18 protein-coding genes are annotated in these 17,036 nt (G+C 69.3%); 12 read left to right on the forward strand and 6 right to left on the reverse strand.

Annotated elements, in window-relative coordinates:
* Nucleotides 1-261 precede the first annotated feature (261 nt).
* Nucleotides 262-1,869 (forward strand): AMP-binding protein, encoded by a 1,608-nt coding sequence (locus VG296_RS20160; protein WP_325567847.1) that lies wholly within the window; start codon nucleotides 262-264, stop codon nucleotides 1,867-1,869.
* On the opposite strand, the gene rpmG is transcribed toward VG296_RS20160, so the two are convergent.
* Nucleotides 1,866-2,030, reverse strand: coding sequence for a 50S ribosomal protein L33 (rpmG, locus tag VG296_RS20165; protein ID WP_325567849.1), 165 nt, complete (start codon nucleotides 2,028-2,030; stop codon nucleotides 1,866-1,868). The two genes, VG296_RS20160 and rpmG, sit on opposite strands and share 4 nt — an antisense overlap.
* 135 nt (nucleotides 2,031-2,165) lie before the next feature.
* Between rpmG and VG296_RS20170 the strand changes: the two genes are divergently transcribed.
* Nucleotides 2,166-2,942 carry an enoyl-CoA hydratase gene (locus VG296_RS20170; protein ID WP_325567851.1) on the forward strand — a complete coding sequence of 259 codons (777 nt, stop codon included), beginning with the start codon at nucleotides 2,166-2,168 and terminating at the stop codon, nucleotides 2,940-2,942.
* 54 nt (nucleotides 2,943-2,996) lie between these two features.
* Here VG296_RS20170 and VG296_RS20175 read toward each other — a convergent pair whose 3' ends face one another.
* Nucleotides 2,997-4,103 (reverse strand): catalase family protein, encoded by a 1,107-nt coding sequence (locus tag VG296_RS20175; protein ID WP_325567853.1) that lies wholly within the window; start codon nucleotides 4,101-4,103, stop codon nucleotides 2,997-2,999.
* A gap of 180 nt (nucleotides 4,104-4,283) precedes the next feature.
* Here VG296_RS20175 and VG296_RS20180 point away from each other — a divergent pair, with 180 nt between their 5' ends.
* From VG296_RS20180 to VG296_RS20190, 3 genes are all read left to right on the forward strand, one after another.
* Nucleotides 4,284-4,763 carry a GNAT family N-acetyltransferase gene (locus tag VG296_RS20180; RefSeq protein WP_325567855.1) on the forward strand — a complete coding sequence of 160 codons (480 nt, stop codon included), beginning with the start codon at nucleotides 4,284-4,286 and terminating at the stop codon, nucleotides 4,761-4,763.
* A 97-nt stretch (nucleotides 4,764-4,860) separates the two neighbouring features.
* Entirely contained in the window at nucleotides 4,861-5,595 is a 735-nt protein-coding gene (locus VG296_RS20185; protein ID WP_325567857.1) for a molybdopterin-dependent oxidoreductase, read from the forward strand.
* Nucleotides 5,579-6,253: a cytochrome b/b6 domain-containing protein gene (locus VG296_RS20190; RefSeq protein ID WP_325567859.1), complete on the forward strand. Its 675-nt coding sequence runs from the start codon at nucleotides 5,579-5,581 to the stop codon at nucleotides 6,251-6,253. Before VG296_RS20185 ends, VG296_RS20190 begins: the two co-directional genes overlap by 17 nt.
* Nucleotides 6,254-6,374: 121 nt before the next feature.
* Here the strand turns inward: VG296_RS20190 and VG296_RS20195 are convergent, their stop codons facing one another.
* Both VG296_RS20195 and VG296_RS20200 read right to left on the reverse strand, forming a co-directional pair.
* A complete protein-coding gene (locus VG296_RS20195) occupies nucleotides 6,375-7,487 on the reverse strand; it encodes a hypothetical protein (protein WP_325567861.1) in 1,113 nt (370 codons plus the stop codon).
* A 206-nt stretch (nucleotides 7,488-7,693) separates the two neighbouring features.
* A complete protein-coding gene (locus VG296_RS20200) occupies nucleotides 7,694-8,122 on the reverse strand; it encodes an Ig domain-containing protein (protein WP_325567863.1) in 429 nt (142 codons plus the stop codon).
* A gap of 175 nt (nucleotides 8,123-8,297) precedes the next feature.
* On the opposite strand from VG296_RS20200, the gene VG296_RS20205 reads away from it, so the two are divergent.
* Nucleotides 8,298-8,855 (forward strand): SigE family RNA polymerase sigma factor, encoded by a 558-nt coding sequence (locus VG296_RS20205; protein ID WP_325567865.1) that lies wholly within the window; start codon nucleotides 8,298-8,300, stop codon nucleotides 8,853-8,855.
* Nucleotides 8,856-8,857: 2 nt separating this feature from the next.
* Complete coding sequence (locus VG296_RS20210) at nucleotides 8,858-9,847, forward strand: hypothetical protein (RefSeq protein WP_325567867.1); 990 nt, start codon at nucleotides 8,858-8,860, stop codon at nucleotides 9,845-9,847.
* Nucleotides 9,848-9,913: 66 nt separating this feature from the next.
* Here VG296_RS20210 and VG296_RS20215 read toward each other — a convergent pair whose 3' ends face one another.
* Nucleotides 9,914-10,369: a MarR family transcriptional regulator gene (locus VG296_RS20215; protein ID WP_325567869.1), complete on the reverse strand. Its 456-nt coding sequence runs from the start codon at nucleotides 10,367-10,369 to the stop codon at nucleotides 9,914-9,916.
* A gap of 70 nt (nucleotides 10,370-10,439) precedes the next feature.
* Between VG296_RS20215 and VG296_RS20220 the strand changes: the two genes are divergently transcribed.
* The 5 genes from VG296_RS20220 to VG296_RS20240 all read left to right on the forward strand — a co-directional run bounded on the left by VG296_RS20220 (nucleotide 10,440) and on the right by VG296_RS20240 (nucleotide 15,756).
* The gene (locus VG296_RS20220) at nucleotides 10,440-12,179 is read left to right on the forward strand and encodes an MFS transporter (protein ID WP_325567871.1); all 1,740 of its coding nucleotides are present in this window, start codon (nucleotides 10,440-10,442) and stop codon (nucleotides 12,177-12,179) included.
* Nucleotides 12,170-12,754 (forward strand): isochorismatase family cysteine hydrolase, encoded by a 585-nt coding sequence (locus VG296_RS20225; RefSeq protein ID WP_325567873.1) that lies wholly within the window; start codon nucleotides 12,170-12,172, stop codon nucleotides 12,752-12,754. The genes VG296_RS20220 and VG296_RS20225 overlap by 10 nt, the downstream gene beginning before the upstream one ends.
* Before the next feature lie 12 nt (nucleotides 12,755-12,766).
* Nucleotides 12,767-13,333, forward strand: a complete 567-nt coding sequence (locus VG296_RS20230) for a YbhB/YbcL family Raf kinase inhibitor-like protein (RefSeq protein WP_325567875.1) — start codon at nucleotides 12,767-12,769, stop codon at nucleotides 13,331-13,333.
* Between the two features lie 311 nt (nucleotides 13,334-13,644).
* The gene (locus VG296_RS20235) at nucleotides 13,645-14,292 is read left to right on the forward strand and encodes a PadR family transcriptional regulator (RefSeq protein WP_325567877.1); all 648 of its coding nucleotides are present in this window, start codon (nucleotides 13,645-13,647) and stop codon (nucleotides 14,290-14,292) included.
* 237 nt (nucleotides 14,293-14,529) lie between these two features.
* Nucleotides 14,530-15,756, forward strand: a complete 1,227-nt coding sequence (locus VG296_RS20240; RefSeq protein WP_325567879.1) for an FAD-dependent monooxygenase — start codon at nucleotides 14,530-14,532, stop codon at nucleotides 15,754-15,756.
* Nucleotides 15,757-15,837: 81 nt separating this feature from the next.
* On the opposite strand, the gene VG296_RS20245 is transcribed toward VG296_RS20240, so the two are convergent.
* Complete coding sequence (locus VG296_RS20245; RefSeq protein WP_325567881.1) at nucleotides 15,838-17,007, reverse strand: hypothetical protein; 1,170 nt, start codon at nucleotides 17,005-17,007, stop codon at nucleotides 15,838-15,840.
* Between the last annotated feature and the right edge of the window lie 29 nt (nucleotides 17,008-17,036).

Consider the following 17,036-nt stretch of genomic DNA (forward strand, 5'->3'; position numbering starts at 1 on the left):
CTGGAGCAACAGCGCCGGACAGACCTGGTTCTACATCCACGACAACGAGACCGGGCGGACCGGCTGGCTCGCCGGTTCGAACGTCAGTCCCGGCGCCGACAACTACGGCAAGTGCTGAACGCGTGAAAGGGCCGGCGCCCCGGCCGGAAGCCACGGCGTCCTGGGGCGCCGGCCCACCACGCGGAAGCTCGTTGCCGTCGGGATCGGGCCATCGACCGCTTGGGCTGGCCCTCGGGCGGGGGATGCGGGATTCTCAGGGTTATGGATGAGACAGTGCTGTCGTATTCCTCCGGTATCGGCGCCGTCGCGCTGCTCGGGGAGACGATCGGGGCGAACCTGGAGCGTACGGTGGCGCGGCATGCGGACCGTGCGGCGCTGGTCGAGGTGGCCTCGGGGCGTCGCTGGACGTATGCGGAGTTCGACGCCGCCGTGAACGATGTGGCGCTCGGCCTGATCGAGGCGGGCATCGGCAAGGGCGAGAGAGTCGGGATCTGGGCGCCGAACTGCGCCGAGTGGGTGCTGACCCAGTACGCGACGGCGAAGATCGGCGCGATTCTCGTCAACGTCAATCCGGCCTACCGTACGCACGAGTTGGGCTACGTGATCCGGCAGTCGGGCATGCGGCTGATCGTCAGCGCCGTCTCACACAAGACCAGCGACTATCGGGCGATGCTCGTCGAGGCCGGTTTCGCGCATGCGGTATTCATCGGCGAACCCAGCTGGGACGAATTGGTGGCGGCCGGGCGCGCGGCCGATCCGGCGAAGCTGCGCGAGCGGGCGGCGACGCTCACCTTCGACGATCCGATCAATATCCAGTACACCTCGGGGACCACGGGCTTTCCCAAGGGCGCGACACTGTCGCATCACAACATCCTGAACAACGGCTACTTCGTCGGCGAGGGCGTCGGCTACACGGAAGCCGACCGCATCTGCATCCCGGTGCCGCTCTACCACTGCTTCGGCATGGTGATGGGCTGCCTCGCGGCGACCTCGCACGGCGCCTGCATCGTGCTGCCTTCGCCGGGGTTCGAGCCCGAGGCCGCGCTGGCGGCCGTGCAGCAGGAGCGGTGCACGTCGCTCTACGGCGTGCCCACGATGTTCATCGCAGAGCTCGGCCACGCGCGGTTCGGCGAGTTCGACCTGTCCAGCCTGCGCACCGGGATCATGGCGGGCTCGCCGTGCCCGGTGGAGGTGATGAAGCGGGTGGCGGATCAGATGCATATGGGCGAGGTGGCCATCTGCTACGGAATGACCGAGACCTCGCCGGTGTCCACGATGACCCGTCGCGACGACGGACTGGCACGCCGCACCGAGACGGTCGGCCGGGTCATGCCGCACCTCGAGGTCAAGATCGTCGATGCGGGCAGCGGCCTGCCGGTGGGCCGCGGCGAGCCGGGGGAGTTGTGCACCCGCGGCTACTCGGTGATGCTCGGCTACTGGGACGAGCCGGAGAAGACCGCCGAGGCGGTCGACGCCGCGCGCTGGATGCACACCGGCGACCTGGCGACCATGGACGCGGACGGCTACGTCAACATCGTCGGCCGGATCAAGGACATGGTCATCCGGGGCGGCGAGAACGTCTATCCGCGCGAGATCGAGGAATTCCTCTACAGCCACCCGGACATCGCCGACGTCCAGGTCATCGGCGTCCCCGACGAGAAGTACGGCGAGGAGCTGATGGCCTGGATCGTCATGCGGCCGGGCGTCGAGCCGCTCACCGTGGAACGGGTTCGCGAGTTCTGCCAGGGGCGGCTGGCGCACTTCAAGATCCCCCGCTACGTGCACCTCGTCGACCACTTCCCGATGACCGTCACCGGCAAGATCCGGAAGGTCGAGATGCGGGAGCGTGCGCTGGAGTTCCTGTCTTAGCGCTCTTCGCGGAACTCGACGTGGCGGCGGACGACGGGGTCGAACTTGAGCAGCACGAGCCGGTCGGGGTCATTGCGGCGGTTCTTGCGGGTCACGTACGTGTATCCGGTTCCGGCGGTGGACCGGAGCCTGGTGATCGGGCGCAGTTCGTTGCGGGCCACGACACTCCTCATAGGTGCAATGGTTATCGTTTCTATCTAGTTCCTGCGATGGAGTAACGCACACCCCGCCCTGTTCATTCCGGGAGCCTCGTTCCAGGAGCCCGCGCCCGTCCTCGACGTGGTAGGAAGTCCTGCATGACCCAGTACGACACGATCATCGTCGAACAGCGCGACCGGATCGGGCTGATCACGCTCAATCGTCCCGAGGCGCTCAACGCGCTCAACACGCAACTGATGACAGACGTGGTCGCCGCCGCCGAGGCGTTCGACCGCGACCCGGGGGTCGGCTGCCTGGTGCTGACCGGCTCCGAGCGGGCCTTCGCCGCCGGTGCGGACATCAAGGAGATGGCCTCGCTCGAGTTCGTCGACGTGTACCTCAAGGACCAGTTCGCGGATTGGGACCGTTTCGCGCGGCTGCGCAAGCCGGTGGTCGGGGCCGTGGCCGGGTACGCGCTCGGCGGCGGCTGCGAACTGGCGATGATGTGCGACGTGCTGCTCGCCGCCGACACCGCGAAGTTCGGCCAGCCCGAGGTCAAGCTCGGGGTGCTGCCCGGCATGGGCGGCACGCAGCGGTTGACCCGCGCGATCGGCAAGGCGAAGGCGATGGAGCTCTGCCTGACCGGGCGGATGATGGGCGCCGAGGAGGCCGAGCGCGCCGGCCTGGTCTCCCGGATCGTGCCCGCCGCCGACCTGCTCGACGAGGCGTTGAACGTGGCGCGCACGATCGCCGACATGTCCCCGGTCGCCGCCACCATGGTCAAGGAGGCGGTCAACCGCGCGTTCGAGACCACCCTGGCCGAGGGCGTGCACTTCGAGCGGAGGCTGTTCAACGCCGCGTTCGCGACCGCCGACCAGAAGGAGGGGATGGCCGCGTTCGCCGAGAAGCGGCCGCCGAAGTTCGAGGGCCGCTGACACCCGGTCACGGATCTCAGGGGAGAGCGAGAGCTCCCCAGGGGAGACCTGCTTTCAGTGCACGTCGTCGGGTCCGGCGGGTTCCTTCCTGGGCTGGCTGTTGAGCTGGTGGCGCAGGATCGAGGAGCGCTCGTAGACCCGTCGTCGCACGGTCTGGATCTGGCCGACCGGCTGGTGTTCGGCGGGGGTGCGCCACGGGGTGAAGGACAGCGCGTCGGCGCGCGCGAGGTTGTCCGGCCCGGACACGTCCTGGGCGGGCAGGGTGAGCCGGGCGACCGTCACGAACGGCGAGAGCTTCTCGGACCAGGGGACGGAGGTGTTCTCCACCGGCATCGCCTCAAGGTCGGCGCACAGCTGGACCTGCAGGTCGAAAGTGTGCTCTGTACGGGCGTCCTCGACGAGCGCCTCGCGCACGGGTTCGGGGCCGGGCGAGGTGGCGAGGTCGACGGTGCGCGCGGCGTCGACCGGGTGCCGGGTCGTCGGGAGCGTCCTGACCTTGGCGACGTAGTCGCCGTGCCGCACGGCCCCCATCGACCAGTAGGCGGTGCGCAGCAGGTTCGGCATCGCGACGGTGAACAGGCTGGAGATCGCGAACAGCTCATCCCACAGCCACTGCTCGGGCGGCAGCTGCCCGTCGCGGGTCAGGAAGGCATGCAGCCAGGTGGCGCGCTTCGAGCGATCGACCAGTCCGCCGGGCAGATCGTTGAACAGCCGGCTGATCGTGATGTAGTCGCGCGCCGTGTTCGCGAAGAAGACCGGGTGGTTGATCAGGTTGTAGTCCATCGTCCCGGCGTCGGGCTCGTCCGAGAGGGAGGGGCCGGGGATGCCGAAGATCTTGATCGCCATGCCGCACGCCGTCCCCAGGTGCGCGTCGGGGCCGAGGTGCCCGAGGCCGTTGGAGTAGCGGACGAGGGCGCGGTGACGTCCGGGCGTCGCGAAGATCCCCTGGGCGTAGCTCGGGTCGGCCACCTCCAGGATCTCGAGCTCGCCCTCCAGCAGCCCGTACGCCTTCGCGTGGGCGAACCGCACCGCCCGCTTCTCGCCTTCCGCCTCGACAGAGCCGTGCACGGCCTGCTCGACCTCGGCGATGACGGACTCCAGGTCGGTCTCGAACTGCGGCCCGTAGTCCGTCTGAAGATCCTTATAGCGGATGGGGTTCACGCTGCCTCCAGGTGGGTGCGACCGGTGATCACTCGCTGGACGCACTCTAGAAGGGATACCGCGTGAACCGCATCCGCCACATGACGTAGTTGCGCGGTTGCCGTTCGCGGAGCTGTTAGGGTCGCAGGCATCGATGATCGGCAATCCGTTCAGTGTGGAGTCAACGCGATGGCGCACGGCATGTCTGGAATCCTGTCGCTACGGCCGCTGCGGGAGGACGATCTACCCCTCATGTTCGAGATCCAACTCGACGACGAGGCCCAGCATCAGGCTGCTTTCATCGGTGAGACGGCCCGGGACCGTGACGCCTACCTGGAGAGGTGGCGGGATTTCCTGAAGGACGCCACGATCGCCACGAAGGTCATCGAGCTCGACGGCGACATCGTGGGCAGCGTGGGCACCTTCCCGATCGAAGGCGATATCGAACTCACCTACTGGATCCGGAAGGACGTGTGGGGCCGGGGCGTGGCCACCGCGGCCGTCGCTGCGCTGCTCGAAGAGTTCACGGTCCGACCGCTGCACGCCCGCGTCGTCGAGGACAACGCCGGCTCCATCCGGGTGCTGGAACGCAATGGATTCGTCCGCATCGGCAGCGAGGACGCGTTCGCCGAGGGCCGCCAGGCGACGGTGACCGAGCTGATCTACGTTCTGTCCGACTGAAGGCCACGGTCGGAGATTCTCGATCAGCACGAAGATCGGCACGAACCGTAAGCTCCTGGCAAGGTCCTGCCCGCAGCGTGCGGACTAGGCTGGAGTCGTGGCTGACGGCGGCGGCACCGGCGAGCGACCCGAGCTGCCCGACCGGGGCAAGCCGATCGGGCGCCGCGTCGTCCTGTCCGTGCTGGCGCTGGGTGCCGTGGGGGTCGCGACCGGCAGGTCGATCAGCGACACTCTGGCCAAGATCGCCGAGCACGACCCGACCGGCGTGTTGAACGTTCTGCCGTTCGGCGCCAATTTCCGGTACTACTCCGTCACCGGCAGCGTCCCGGTCGCGGACCCCGCGACCTACCGGCTCGGGGTCACCGGCCTCGTGGACACCGAGCGGCAGTATTCGTTGACCGATCTTGCCGCCCTGCCGCAGACCGACATCGTCGCCGACTTCCAGTGCGTTACCGGCTGGCGGGTGCCGGACGTCCCGTGGAGCGGTGTCCGGCTGAGTACCATCCTCGCCGCATCGGGGGTCAAGGCCCAGGCCAAGGCCCTGCGCTTCGTGTCGTTCGACGGCACGTACACCGAGTCCCTGACCCTGGACCAGGCGCGCGACCCCGACATGATCGTGGCGCTGCGGATGTTGAACGGACCGGTGACGCACGACCACGGCGGCCCGGTCCGGCTCTACGCGGCGCCGATGTACGGGTACAAGAGCATCAAGTGGCTCTCCGAGATCCAGGTGGTGGACCGGGTCGAGCCCGGCTACTGGGAGGGGTTCGGCTACGCGATCGACGGCTGGGTCGGCGCGTCGAACGGGAGGAACGATGCTCCCACCAGGTGACGGTGACCGCATCGAGCGTTTCACCCGCGCGGAACGCTACGTCCACTGGGTGACGACCGCGCTGATGCTCGCGCTCATCGCCACCGGCGCGATCCTCTACAACGACCAGTTGGCGATCTATACCGGCCATCGCCAGTTCATCGCCGTCGTCCACCTGTACTGCGGCTTCGCGCTGCCGTTCCCGATGGCGGCCGGCGTGTTCTCCAAGGCCTACCGCGCCGACGTACGTCGTCTGAACCGGCACACCGCGCAGGACCGGCTCTGGCTTCGGCGCAGAGCCTGGAAGCGGGGGCGATCCGACGAGTACGGACTGAAGGTCGGCAAGTTCAACGCCGGCCAGAAGCTCAACGCCGCGTTCCAGTGCGGAGCGATCCTGGTCATGGCCGGTACCGGAGTCATCATGTGGTTCCAGAGCCTCGCGAGCGTCTCGACGCGCACCGGCGCGACGTTCGTCCACGACTGGCTCGCCGTGGCCATCGGGTTCGTCGTGATCGGCCACGTCTGGTTCGCGATCGGCGACCGGCACGCGCGGGCCGGAATGCGATACGGCACCGTCCCGCGCCGATGGGCCGAGCAGGAGCACGAGCTTTGGGCGAAAGAGGTCGCCGAGCGGGAGCAGGCTGCGGCTCAAGCTCGCGGCGGTCCGGAACGCCGCTGACCCGGACGGCGCGGCGTACCGCCCCCGCACCGAGGGCGCGGGGGCAGCGGGGATGCCGCGGCTTTCTGCGCAGCAGTTCGCGGCGGTTCTACAGCAGTTCTACGGCAGTTCTACAGCAGTTCTAGTGCAGCAGGTCGAGGGTGTTGGTCGCGTCGTCGACGTAATACACGCCGGCGTGCGTGACCGCCAGGCCGAAGAGCGCTCCGGCGCCGGGCGGGTTGCCCGAGCTGTCCAGGGTGACGGTCTGGACCTGGTGGCCGCCGGGCGTGGTGGCGACGAGGTTGCCGTTGCCCGCGTTGACCGCCAGGATGTCGCCGTTGCACGCCAGCGCCAGGCCGAGCGGGGTGCTCAGGGCGCCGTTCGAGGTCACGGTGTGCCCGGTGCCCGCGTCGCTGTATCGCCAGGGCGCGTTCGGGATCGCGGTGATCCGGTTGCCGACGCTGTCGGCGACGTACAGAGTCCCCTCGTCGGACAGCGCGAGTCCGGTCGGGCCCACCACGAGCGCGGCCGGGTCGGTGTGCTCGCCGAACCCGGAGCCGATCACCTGATGGTTCAGCAGAACCGGCGGCCGGTCGTCGGAGACCGCGAGGGAAAGACGCTCCACCGTCCCGTGGTGGACGGTGGCGCCGCCGGCGGCGAGCGTGCCGTTCAGCACGTTGGTGACGAACAGATCGGCGAAGTCGCCGTGGTCCAGGGCGGTCATGTCCCAGGGTCCGTTGATGCCATGCCCGGCGATGGTCTCCCGGACCTTGCCGTGGTTGTCGAGCACCAGCAGACAGCCCGCCTTCGCGGTGGCCGAGGTGCCGTCCGTGGTCGGCAGCGAGCCGACGACGACCCAGCCCGAGCGCAGCACGACCAGCGCGGTACTCAGGCCCACGCCGCCGGGACAGGCTCCGGGCAACTTCGCCGGATCGATCTGGGCGAAGGTGCTCCGCTTCCCCTTCGGGGAGATCTGCACGATCGTGGTGCCGGTGCCCTGCAGGTTCGAGACCGCGTTGAAGTTGCTCACCAGCACGTCGCCCTGGTGCAGGTCGCCGGTCGAGCGCGGGACGATCGCTACTCCGTACGGGTTCACGTCCCCGTTGGCCGGCACCGTCGAGGCGACCAGTGTCGACGTGGTGCCCACGGCGTGTGCGGACGTCTGCGCGGCCAGGGCCGGAGACGCGGTCAGGCCGGCTGCGGCCAGGCTCGCGGCCGCGAGCAGCGCGCCTCGGCGCGCATGTACTCGTCCCATGACATATTCCTCTCGCTGAGGGCGGCCGCGCCGGTCGTAGGCTGTTGCCGCCGATCTTCGTGTTCTGTCCATGCGCTGACGTGTCGTCAGCAGAAGCTTCGCCGCGGGCGCTCCGACTCGCGCAGAGGTGATCGGCGCGTCGTCGGTGCGCCCGCTCGAATGTCGTAGTCGGCGTGCCACACACACGGCGCTCGTGCGGGTCGGATCTATTGGATGTCGAGGGTGAACTGCTGGGTGGCCTGCTGGCCGAGGTAGTCGGTCAGGCGCATGGTGAAGCTGTAGCTGCCCGGCGTGGTCGGTGTGCCGGACAGTTGGTTGTTCGCGTGGTTGTTCGCGTCACGCGGCCCGTCGGCGGTGACCAAGCTCAGTCCGGGCGGAAGAGCTCCCGCGACCAGGGCCCAGGTGTCCGCTGGATCGGACAGTGGTAGCTCGCCGCGGCCGGTCCCGCCTCGGCCATGGCGAGCCCTGCCGCCATCGCCCCAGTGGCCGCGATCTTCGTCAGTGCCTTTCTCCGTGTTCGTCTCACCGGAACCTCCGTCCGTTAGACGCCCGGTCTGATCGTGGACGGGGGTCGGGATGCAGCCGACCGCCCGACCGACGGTCGGCTGCTTCGATCCCCGTACGTTGCCACGCATCCGGAAGCAGGTCGGTTCAACGTCGGAAAGTGCTGATATATCCGCCCAGGTGACCTCGTTCCGCGGCACTGGTGCGGACGCGGCCGAACCGTGATGAAACCCACCTGCCCCGCCGCACGTATCTTCACTGAGGCCGCGACCGGGAACGCGGCACCAGGGGTGGGGAGGGGGCGGGATGGCGATCGGACTCGACCATGATTTCGACGCGTTCTACACGGCTACGCACCGGCGCATCATCAGCCAGATCTACACGATGACCGGCAGCCTGCACGAGGCAGAGGACTGTGTTCAGGAGGCGTACGCGCGGGCGTGGCAGCGGTGGGCCACGATCTCGACCGAGGTCGGCAGCCCGGAGGCGTGGGTGCGCACCGTCGCCACCCGGCTCGCGGTGTCCTCGTGGCGCAAGGCCGTGAACCGGCTCAAGGCGCATCACCGCGAGCAGCCCGCGGCCGAGGTCCCCGGATTGAACCCGGACCACATCGCCCTCATCGCCGCACTGCGCAAGATCTCCGCGGACCAGCGGATGGCGATCGTGCTGCACCACTATGTCGGCCTGTCGGTCGAGGAGATCGCGGCCGAGACCGGCACGCCGACCGGCACCGTCAAGGCGCGCCTGGCCCGCGGCCGCAAGGCCCTGGCACCGCATCTGACCGAGTTCGCGGAGGGCCTCGAGAAACCCGGCGCCGCCGCGCCGCCGTCCGCCCCGTCCCAGCCTCGTCGAAGGGGGATCTGACCGTGTCCAAGGACTTCGACGCCACACTCTCCGACGCCCTGGACCTCGTGGCGCGAGCCGCGCACACCGCCGGGCCCACGGTCGCCCGAATCCGGGGAAGGCAGCGCACCGTGCACCAGCGAATCGCCCTGTCCACCGCATCCGTCGTGCTCGTCGCGGTCGGCGCGACGGCGGCGTACTTCGCCACCTCCTCGAACGGCGGCGGCACCCCGCACCTGACGGGCGGCAGCCCGCACGTCACCGCGAGCGTGACCACGACCACGCCGACCGCAGGTTCGACCGCAAGTCCGACCACCAGCGCGAGCACCGGCACTACCGCCGCCTCGAGCCCGGCCTCTTCCAGCCCAGCCACGTCCAGTTCGTCAGCCTCGAGCCAGTCCGTCATCGCGGACCCGCATCAAGCGGTCGACGCGGCGTGGCTGACCCCGGCTCAGATGCCGTTCGCGAGCACGTTCCAATGGACGGCGATGCAGGCCAGCGCCCAGGGAACCTCGCCCATCGGTCAGCAGCTCACGCCGACAGTGTTCTATGTCCCGAAGGATGCCACCTTCCAGGCGCTCACGATGTGCGCGGACCCGGCCAAGCTCCTTCCCCGCACCATCGGCGCCCAGCACACCGAGTTCACCGCGACCACGGGAACCGCCGGCAGCCAGTTCATCTTCTTCTTCACCGACGCCGCGTCCGCGCAGCAGACCTTCACCTGGCTGCAGAGCCAGTACACCTCCACCTGCCTGGTGACCGGCAGCAACGTGCAGGTCACGAAGACCGGCGGCGACGGGGTGAGCAGCGCCGCCTGGCTGAGCGTCAAGAAGACCTCGGCAGGTCCGGTGGACATGTCGCCCTACAACCGCGAGTACTTCGTCCTGCGGGGCAGCACCATCGCCTACGTCTCCATCGAGAGCACCGCCACGCTGCCCACGTCGTACGAGGACGCCGCGCAGCTCTCCACCATCGCTTCGCACCTCTGCGTCTACGGCGGGTCCTGCGACTGACTGAAAGCGGCGACGCGAAGAGCCCGGCCGAAGCGATCCTCATCGCTTCGGCCGGGCTCATCGCCGTCAGGCGTCGGCGATGCCGCTGAGCAGTGCCGCGGCACGGGCTATCACCGCGCGGTCTTCCGGGCTGAGGGCGCGCAGCTGTTCGTCGAGCCAGGCGTTGCGCTGCGCGCGCGCGGCGCTGGCGAGTCCGTCGCCTTCCGCGGTGGCGCTGAAGAGGACTCTGCGGCGGTCGTCGGGGTCGCTGGTGCGCACGGCGTAGCCGGCCGAGGTGAGCCGGTTCACGATCTGGCTCATGGAGGCGGGGGAGACCCGGTCGTGCTCGCTGAGGTCCGTCAGGCTCTGCGGTCCGAGCTTGTGCAGACGAGTGAGCACGGCGAGCGCCGCGTCTCCGAGACCGCCCTCGGGGCGCTCGCTGCGGAAACGGCGATAGAGGCGTCCGACGGCGGAGCGCACCTGACCACCGAGGTCGGCCTCCTCGGCCGGCACGGACTGCGGCTCGGTTGCATCCTTCTCCATGGTTCCTTAGTATACCTAAAAGCAGTTCTTTCTTATACCTAAGTAATTGGCGTGCCGCGCCGGAGAAGTGATGCGTACACGGATGGGCAGGTCGCCGCGAACGGTCGGGCCGCGCTCCGCGGAAGCCGACCGCTACCGGTGGGTGGCATTGACGAACACGACGATGGCCGTGTTCATGTCGAGTCTGGACGGGTCGATCCTGCTGATCGCCCTGCCGGCGATCTTCAACGGCATTCATCTGGATCCGCTGGCACCGGCGAACATCGCCTACCTGCTGTGGATGATCATGGGCTACCGGCTGGTGCAGGCGGTGTTCGTGGTGAATCTCGGCCGGCTCGGCGACATCCTGGGCCGGGTCAGGATCTACAACCTCGGCTTCGTGGTGTTCACGGTGGCCTCGATCCTGCTCTCGCTCGATCCCTTCACCGGTTCGCACGCGGCGTTGTGGCTGATCGGCTGGCGCTTCCTGCAGGCGTTCGGCGGCTCGATGCTCTCGGCGAACTCGGCCGCGATCCTGACCGACGCGTTCCCGCGGGAGCGGCGCGGTTTCGCTCTTGGCGTGAACCAGTCCGCGGCCTTCGCCGGGCAGTTCGTCGGGCTGACCGCCGGAGGGCTGCTCGCGGCGTGGGACTGGCGGGCGGTGTTCTGGGTGAACGTGCCGGTGGGCGTCGCCGGGACGTTGTGGGCGTACTTCCGGCTGCGCGACACCGGGGCGCGGCGGAAGTCGCGGATCGACTGGTGGGGCAACGCCACCTTCGCGATCGGCCTGAGCGCGGTTCTCGTCGCGGCCACCTACGGGATCCAGTCCTACGGCGGTCACACGATGGGCTGGTCGAACCCGGTGGTGGTCGCGGGTCTCGTCGGCGGCACGGCGTTGCTGGCCGTGTTCGTGGCGATCGAGCGGAGAGTCGCGGAGCCGCTGTTCCAGCTGGACCTGTTCAAGATCAAGGCGTTCACGGCCGGCAACCTCACCGGATTCATCGCCCGGCTCGCGCAGGGCGGTCTGCAGTTCATGCTGATCATCTGGCTGCAGGGCATCTGGCTGCCGCTGCACGGGTACGACTACAGCCGGACGCCGTTGTGGGCGGGCATCTTCCTGCTGCCGCTGACGGGCGGATTCTTCATCGCGGGCCCGCTGTCCGGCACACTGTCCGACCGTTTCGGGGCGCGCTGGTTCGCCTCCGGCGGCATGCTCGTGTTCGCCCTGAGCTTCGTCGGCCTCCTGATGCTGCCGGTGAGCTTCCCGTACTGGGCGTTCGCCTTGCTGATCACGCTGAACGGCGTGGGCATCGGGATGTACAGCTCGCCGAACTCGTCCTCGATCATGTCGAGCGTCCCGGCCGAGTACCGCGGGGTCGCGTCCGGGATGCGCACCACGTTCCAGAACTCCGGCACGTCACTGTCGATCGTGGTGTTCTTCTCCCTGATGATCGCGGGCCTGGCCGGCGCCCTGCCGCGCACGCTCACCAACGGGCTCGCGCAGCACGGCGTCCCGCACCACGTCGCCGCGCAGATCGGCAGCCTCCCGCCGGTCTCGTCCCTGTTCGCGGCGATGCTCGGCGTGAACCCCGTCCACTACCTGCTCTCGCGGTACGGTGCGCTGTCCTCGCTGACACCGGCGAACAGGAACGTGCTCACCGGGCGCGAGTTCTTCCCGGACATCATCTCAGGGCCCTTCCACGATGGACTGGTCCTCGTGTTCGCCGTCTCCGCGGCCTTCGGCGTGATCGCCGCGATCGTCTCCCTGATGCGCGGCGGCGACAAGCCGCCGGCCGACCCTGATCCCATGGAGCCCAACCCATGCCGCTGAGCACTCTCGACCCCACGGCCGCCCTCGTCGTCATCGACCTGCAGAAGGGGATCGTCTCCGACCCGATCGCGCACGTCGTGCCGCCCGCGGTGGCCCTGGCGAAGGCATTCCGCATGCACGACCTCCCCGTCGTCCTGGTCAACGTCACCGGCCGCGCTCCCGGCCGCACGGAGGCCGACAGCCTCGGCGGCCGGAGCATCGACACGCTTCCCGCGGGCTGGGCTGACATCATCGACGAACTCGAGCGGCAGCCGGGCGACCACCTGATCACGAAGCGGCGCCGCAACGCCTTCCACGACACCGGTCTCAACACGCTGCTGCGCGACCTCGGAGTCACCCAGATCGTGCTCGTCGGCGTCGCCACCAGTTCCGGTGTGGAGTCGACCGCGCGCTCCGCCCACGACCACGGCTACCACCTCGTCCTCGCCACGGACGCGATGGCCGACCACGACCCCGACTCCCACCGGCACAGCCTCGAACGCGTCTTCCCCAAGCTCGGCGAGACCGCCACCAGCACCGAGATCATCGACTTCCTCGACCGCGCGCTCCGCGGCAGCCAGGCTCACGTCCAGTAAGGAATCGAAGTCATGCCCGCGAATCCCCTAGGCCTCGCGCTGCACAACCGGCGCGCCGGCCGGCACACGCTCGGCTGGGCCCGCCCCGACCTGCAGGCTCCGGAGAACTTCGTCCTGACCAGCCCCGCATTCGACCACGAGGCGCCGATCCCGGAAAAGCACCGCGGCAGGCTCGTCGGCGCGAACATCTCACCCGCCCTCGACTGGACGCGGCCGCCGGCCGGCACCGTCGAGCTCGTGCTCATCGTGCAAGACCCCGACGTCCCGCTCGGCAAGCCGGCCACCCACGCGCTGACGCTTGGCATCGACCCCTCGCTGACCGGCATCCCGGAGAACGCCCTCGCCAACCCCAGCCCGATTCCCGGCGTCCGACACGGGAAAGGCGCGCTCGGCCACCGCGGCTGGGCCGGACCCAAGCCGATCCGATCACACGGTCCGCACACCTACGCCTTCCAGCTCTTCGCCCTCGACCAAGCCCCCGAACTGCCCGCGAGCTTCGCCCTCGACGAGGTGATCGCCGCCATCTCAGGACACGTCATCGGCCGTGCCCGGCTGGACGGAACATACGAAATCCGTTAGCCCCCAGGGCCGCCGCGGCCACGAGCGCCTGCGCCTGCCGCCGGGCACGGCGCTGGGCACGCCTGACTCCGCCGACGACTACCCGCGCAGGAGCCTGTCGCTGCGCGGGCAGTCGCACGCGCGCGGCGGGTTCCTCCTCGGTCGGCCTCTCCGCGTCGACGTGAGTGCCGGCCGGATCGTTGGTAGGGGCAGATTCGACTAGGGCCATGTAGCGCTTGAAGTGTGGCCAGATGCGCCCGGGAGTGGGCTTGCGCTCAATTACTCGCCGACGTATATTTGTCGACGAGTAATACGGGTGAGAGGTGGGGACGATGGCGGCCAAGCGCAAGGTCGAGAATCTGATGGCCCTGGCGGTGCTGGCCACGGTCGTCCAGCGGCCGATGCACCGGTACGAGATCGCCTCGCTCATCCGCACGCGCGGCAAGGACCAGGACATGGACGTGAAGTGGGGCTCGCTCTACACCGTCGTGCAGAACCTGGCGAAGCACGGGTTCCTTGAGGTGGTGGGCACCAGTCGGCAGGGGGCTCGCCCGGAGCGGACGGTGTACCGGATCACCGAGGCCGGGCGGCAGGAGATGCTCGACTGGACCAGGGAGCTGCTCTCGACGCCGGAGCCCGAGCATCCGAGGTTCGCCGCCGGGCTGTCGGTGCACATGGTCCTGCCGCCGGACGAGGTGATCGCCCTGCTGCGGACCAGGCTCGGCGCGCTCGCGGAGTCGATCGCCGCTCGTCGCGCCACGCTTGCCGAGCACCTCGGGGACGTGCCTCGCCTCTTCCTCGTCGAGGACGAGTTCACGCTGGCGATGCTTGCCGCCGAAGCGGCCTGGACCAGCGCCTTTCTCGACGAGCTGACCTCGGGAACGTTCCCCGATCTCGCGACCTGGAACGCCTACCACGCGACCGGCGAACTGCCCCCGGAACTGGCCGAGCTCGCGGAGAGGGGCCTCGACACGGATTGAGCAGCCCTTGAGCAACCACGCCGATGGATTGGCGAGATGATGCGGCCCCGAGGCGGTGCGCCAACACCGCCGCCGGGGCCCGGGATGGCAGCACGCTGCCGACCCCTCGCAACGCACTCGCACCGCAGACCGCGCGAAACGGACCCGGCCACGAGGTGGCAACCCAAGGATAGCCAGGTCCCCGTGCGCGTCCCCGGTGCCCCGATCACCGACGCAACGCATTCACGGGAGAGATCCATGTACACAGACACATCCACCAAGGTCCGCACGGCACTCGTCATCGGCGGCGGCATCGCCGGACCCGTCACCGCGACCGCCCTGGTCAAGGCGGGCATCCAGGCGACCGTCCACGAGGCGTACCCGGCTCCCACCGAGGGGATCGGCGGCAGCCTCGCCCTGGCCCCCAACGGCATGGCCGCGCTCGGCCTCATCGGCGCCGACGCCGCGGTCCGCGCGGTGGCGACGCCGATCGTCGGGACCGTCATGGCGGTCGGCGAGAACAGCCGCCGGCTGCCGAGCCTGGCCGACGTGGAGCCGCTGCAGGTCGTCGGCCGCGGCGACCTGCAGCGGGTGCTGCGCGAGCGGGCCGTCGAGGCGGGCGTCCGCTTCGAGTACGGCAAGCGGCTGATCGGCGCCGACCAGGGCCCGAACTCGGTCACGGCGCGGTTCGATGACGGCTCAAGCGCGACCGCCGACATCCTGATCGGCGCCGACGGCGTCCGCTCCACCGTGCGAACGCTGATCGATCCGCAGGCTCCCGGCGCCGGCTACACCGGCATGCTCGCCCTTCAGGGCTACGTCGAGGCCGGTCCCGACCTCGACCCCGAGCCCGGCGTCGCGACGTTCGCGTTCGGCGGGCGTGCGTACTACCTCTACTGGAAGATGGCGGACGGCCGGATCACCTGGGGCGCGAACCTGCCCTCGAAGTCGTACATGTCACTGACCGAGGCCCGGGCGATCCCGGCCGAGCAGTGGCTGCGGACGCTGCGCGAGACGTACGCGGGCGACGTGCCGGGCGAACTGCTGGCGAGCCGTACCACCGCGGAGAACCTCGACATCACCGGGGCGATCCACATCATGCCTCCGGTCCCGCACTGGCACCGCGGCCGGATGGTGCTGGTCGGCGACGCCGTCCACGCGCCCTCGAACAGCACCGGCCAAGGCGCCTCGCTCGCGATCGAGAGCGCGATCCAACTGGCGCGGTGTCTGCGTGATCTGCCCGACGCCGCCGCGGCATTCACCGCGTACGAGGGGCTGCGCCGCGAGCGGGTGGAGCGGATCACGAAGCGCGGCGCCCGGACCAACAGCGCCAAGACCCCCGGACCCGTCGCCCGCAAGGTGATGCACGCGATGATGCCGATCTTCTTCAAGCTGATGAACTTCGAGAGGACGATGGGGTCGGAGCAGCGGTACCGGATCGACTGGGACGCACCGGTCGGCGCCGAGACCGAGGCCGTGAGGTAGACGCCGCCAGGTCATTGATTGCGGGCGATGCGAGTGCCGCCGCCGTGCCGCTCACGAGCGGTCCGGCGTCGGCACGCCCTTTCAGAAGGCGCCGCCGAAACTGCCGGTGGCATTGGAATCCGCCACCTCGGCGGTAACGGAGTAGGTGTCGGCGGACGGGTTCCAGCTGTGATAGGCGTGGCTGAACTGGGCCGCGAACGTGATGCCGCCGGGAGTGACCTCGTCGCCAGAGGCCAATTCGAACACGTAGGTGATCGAGCCGTCGGCGTTCTGGGTGGTCGTCTCGTTGAACTGGCTGCCCGAGCCGGAGTCCCAGGCGCCCGCCGCGGACAGGCCGGGGCAGTCGGCGACCGTGATCGTGATCGTCAGTGCGCTGAGAGTCTGGTCGACGGAGGTCGAGACGTTGAGCTGGGTCCATGAGCCGTTGCTGCCGTGATTCACCGACGCGGAAGCCGACAGCGCATCGGACGTCGTCGCCCTGGAGCTTGCCGAGCCGCCCGCGGCGCCTGTGGAAGCCGCAGCCGAGGTGGCGGCGTTGGTGGGAGAAGGCGTCGCGCTGGCTGAGTGCGTCGCCGTCGGAGAGGCGCTGGTGGAGGATGGGCTCGGACTGGCCGAGGCTGATCGGGAGGGGCTGGCGCTTGCCGCGGCGCCGGTCGTGAGCGATCCCGTCGCTCCCGCGTCGATCGTGCCGGTCGCCGCGAGGGAGAGCGGCGACTGGTTCGCGTGCGTGGCTCCGCTGCCCTTCGAGGCGGCCATCGCGATCGCCCCGAGCACCACGACGGCGCCGGTGGCGATCACCGCGCTGAGCACGATCGGTCGCCGGAACCTGGTGGCGGGCGCTTCCGGCTCGCTCGGCTCGACCGGCTCGGTTATCCGGGCTATGACGACCGTCGGCGCGTCCTGCGAAGGAATCAGCGTTATGCGTTCCGCCAGAAGCGCACGGACGCGCGCGCCGTCCGGCTCCACAGCACCCTTCGACACCTGCATAGGCCCGGCCGTGCGCACGCGCCCTTGTACGAGCCGTTCCACGATCGCGCGCATCGCCTCCGGTTGCGGATTCCCGGCGCGCGTCAGTTCGTCCCAGCACCGCCAAGCCTCGGCGAACGCGTCCGCCGTGATCTCCTCGGCCACATGCGGTTCCCCGCACAGCCGGTATGCCAGCATGCTGACCTCGCGCTGGTGGTCGGCGAAGTACGCGCCGAATTCCACCCGCGCCCGGTCACCGGCCGCACCGAGTCCCACACCCTGCATGGCCGCACCCTAGCAACACGAAGGGTCAC

The sequence above is a fragment of the Actinospica sp. genome, assembly GCF_035552695.1.
Lineage (GTDB): Bacteria > Actinomycetota > Actinomycetes > Streptomycetales > Catenulisporaceae > Actinospica.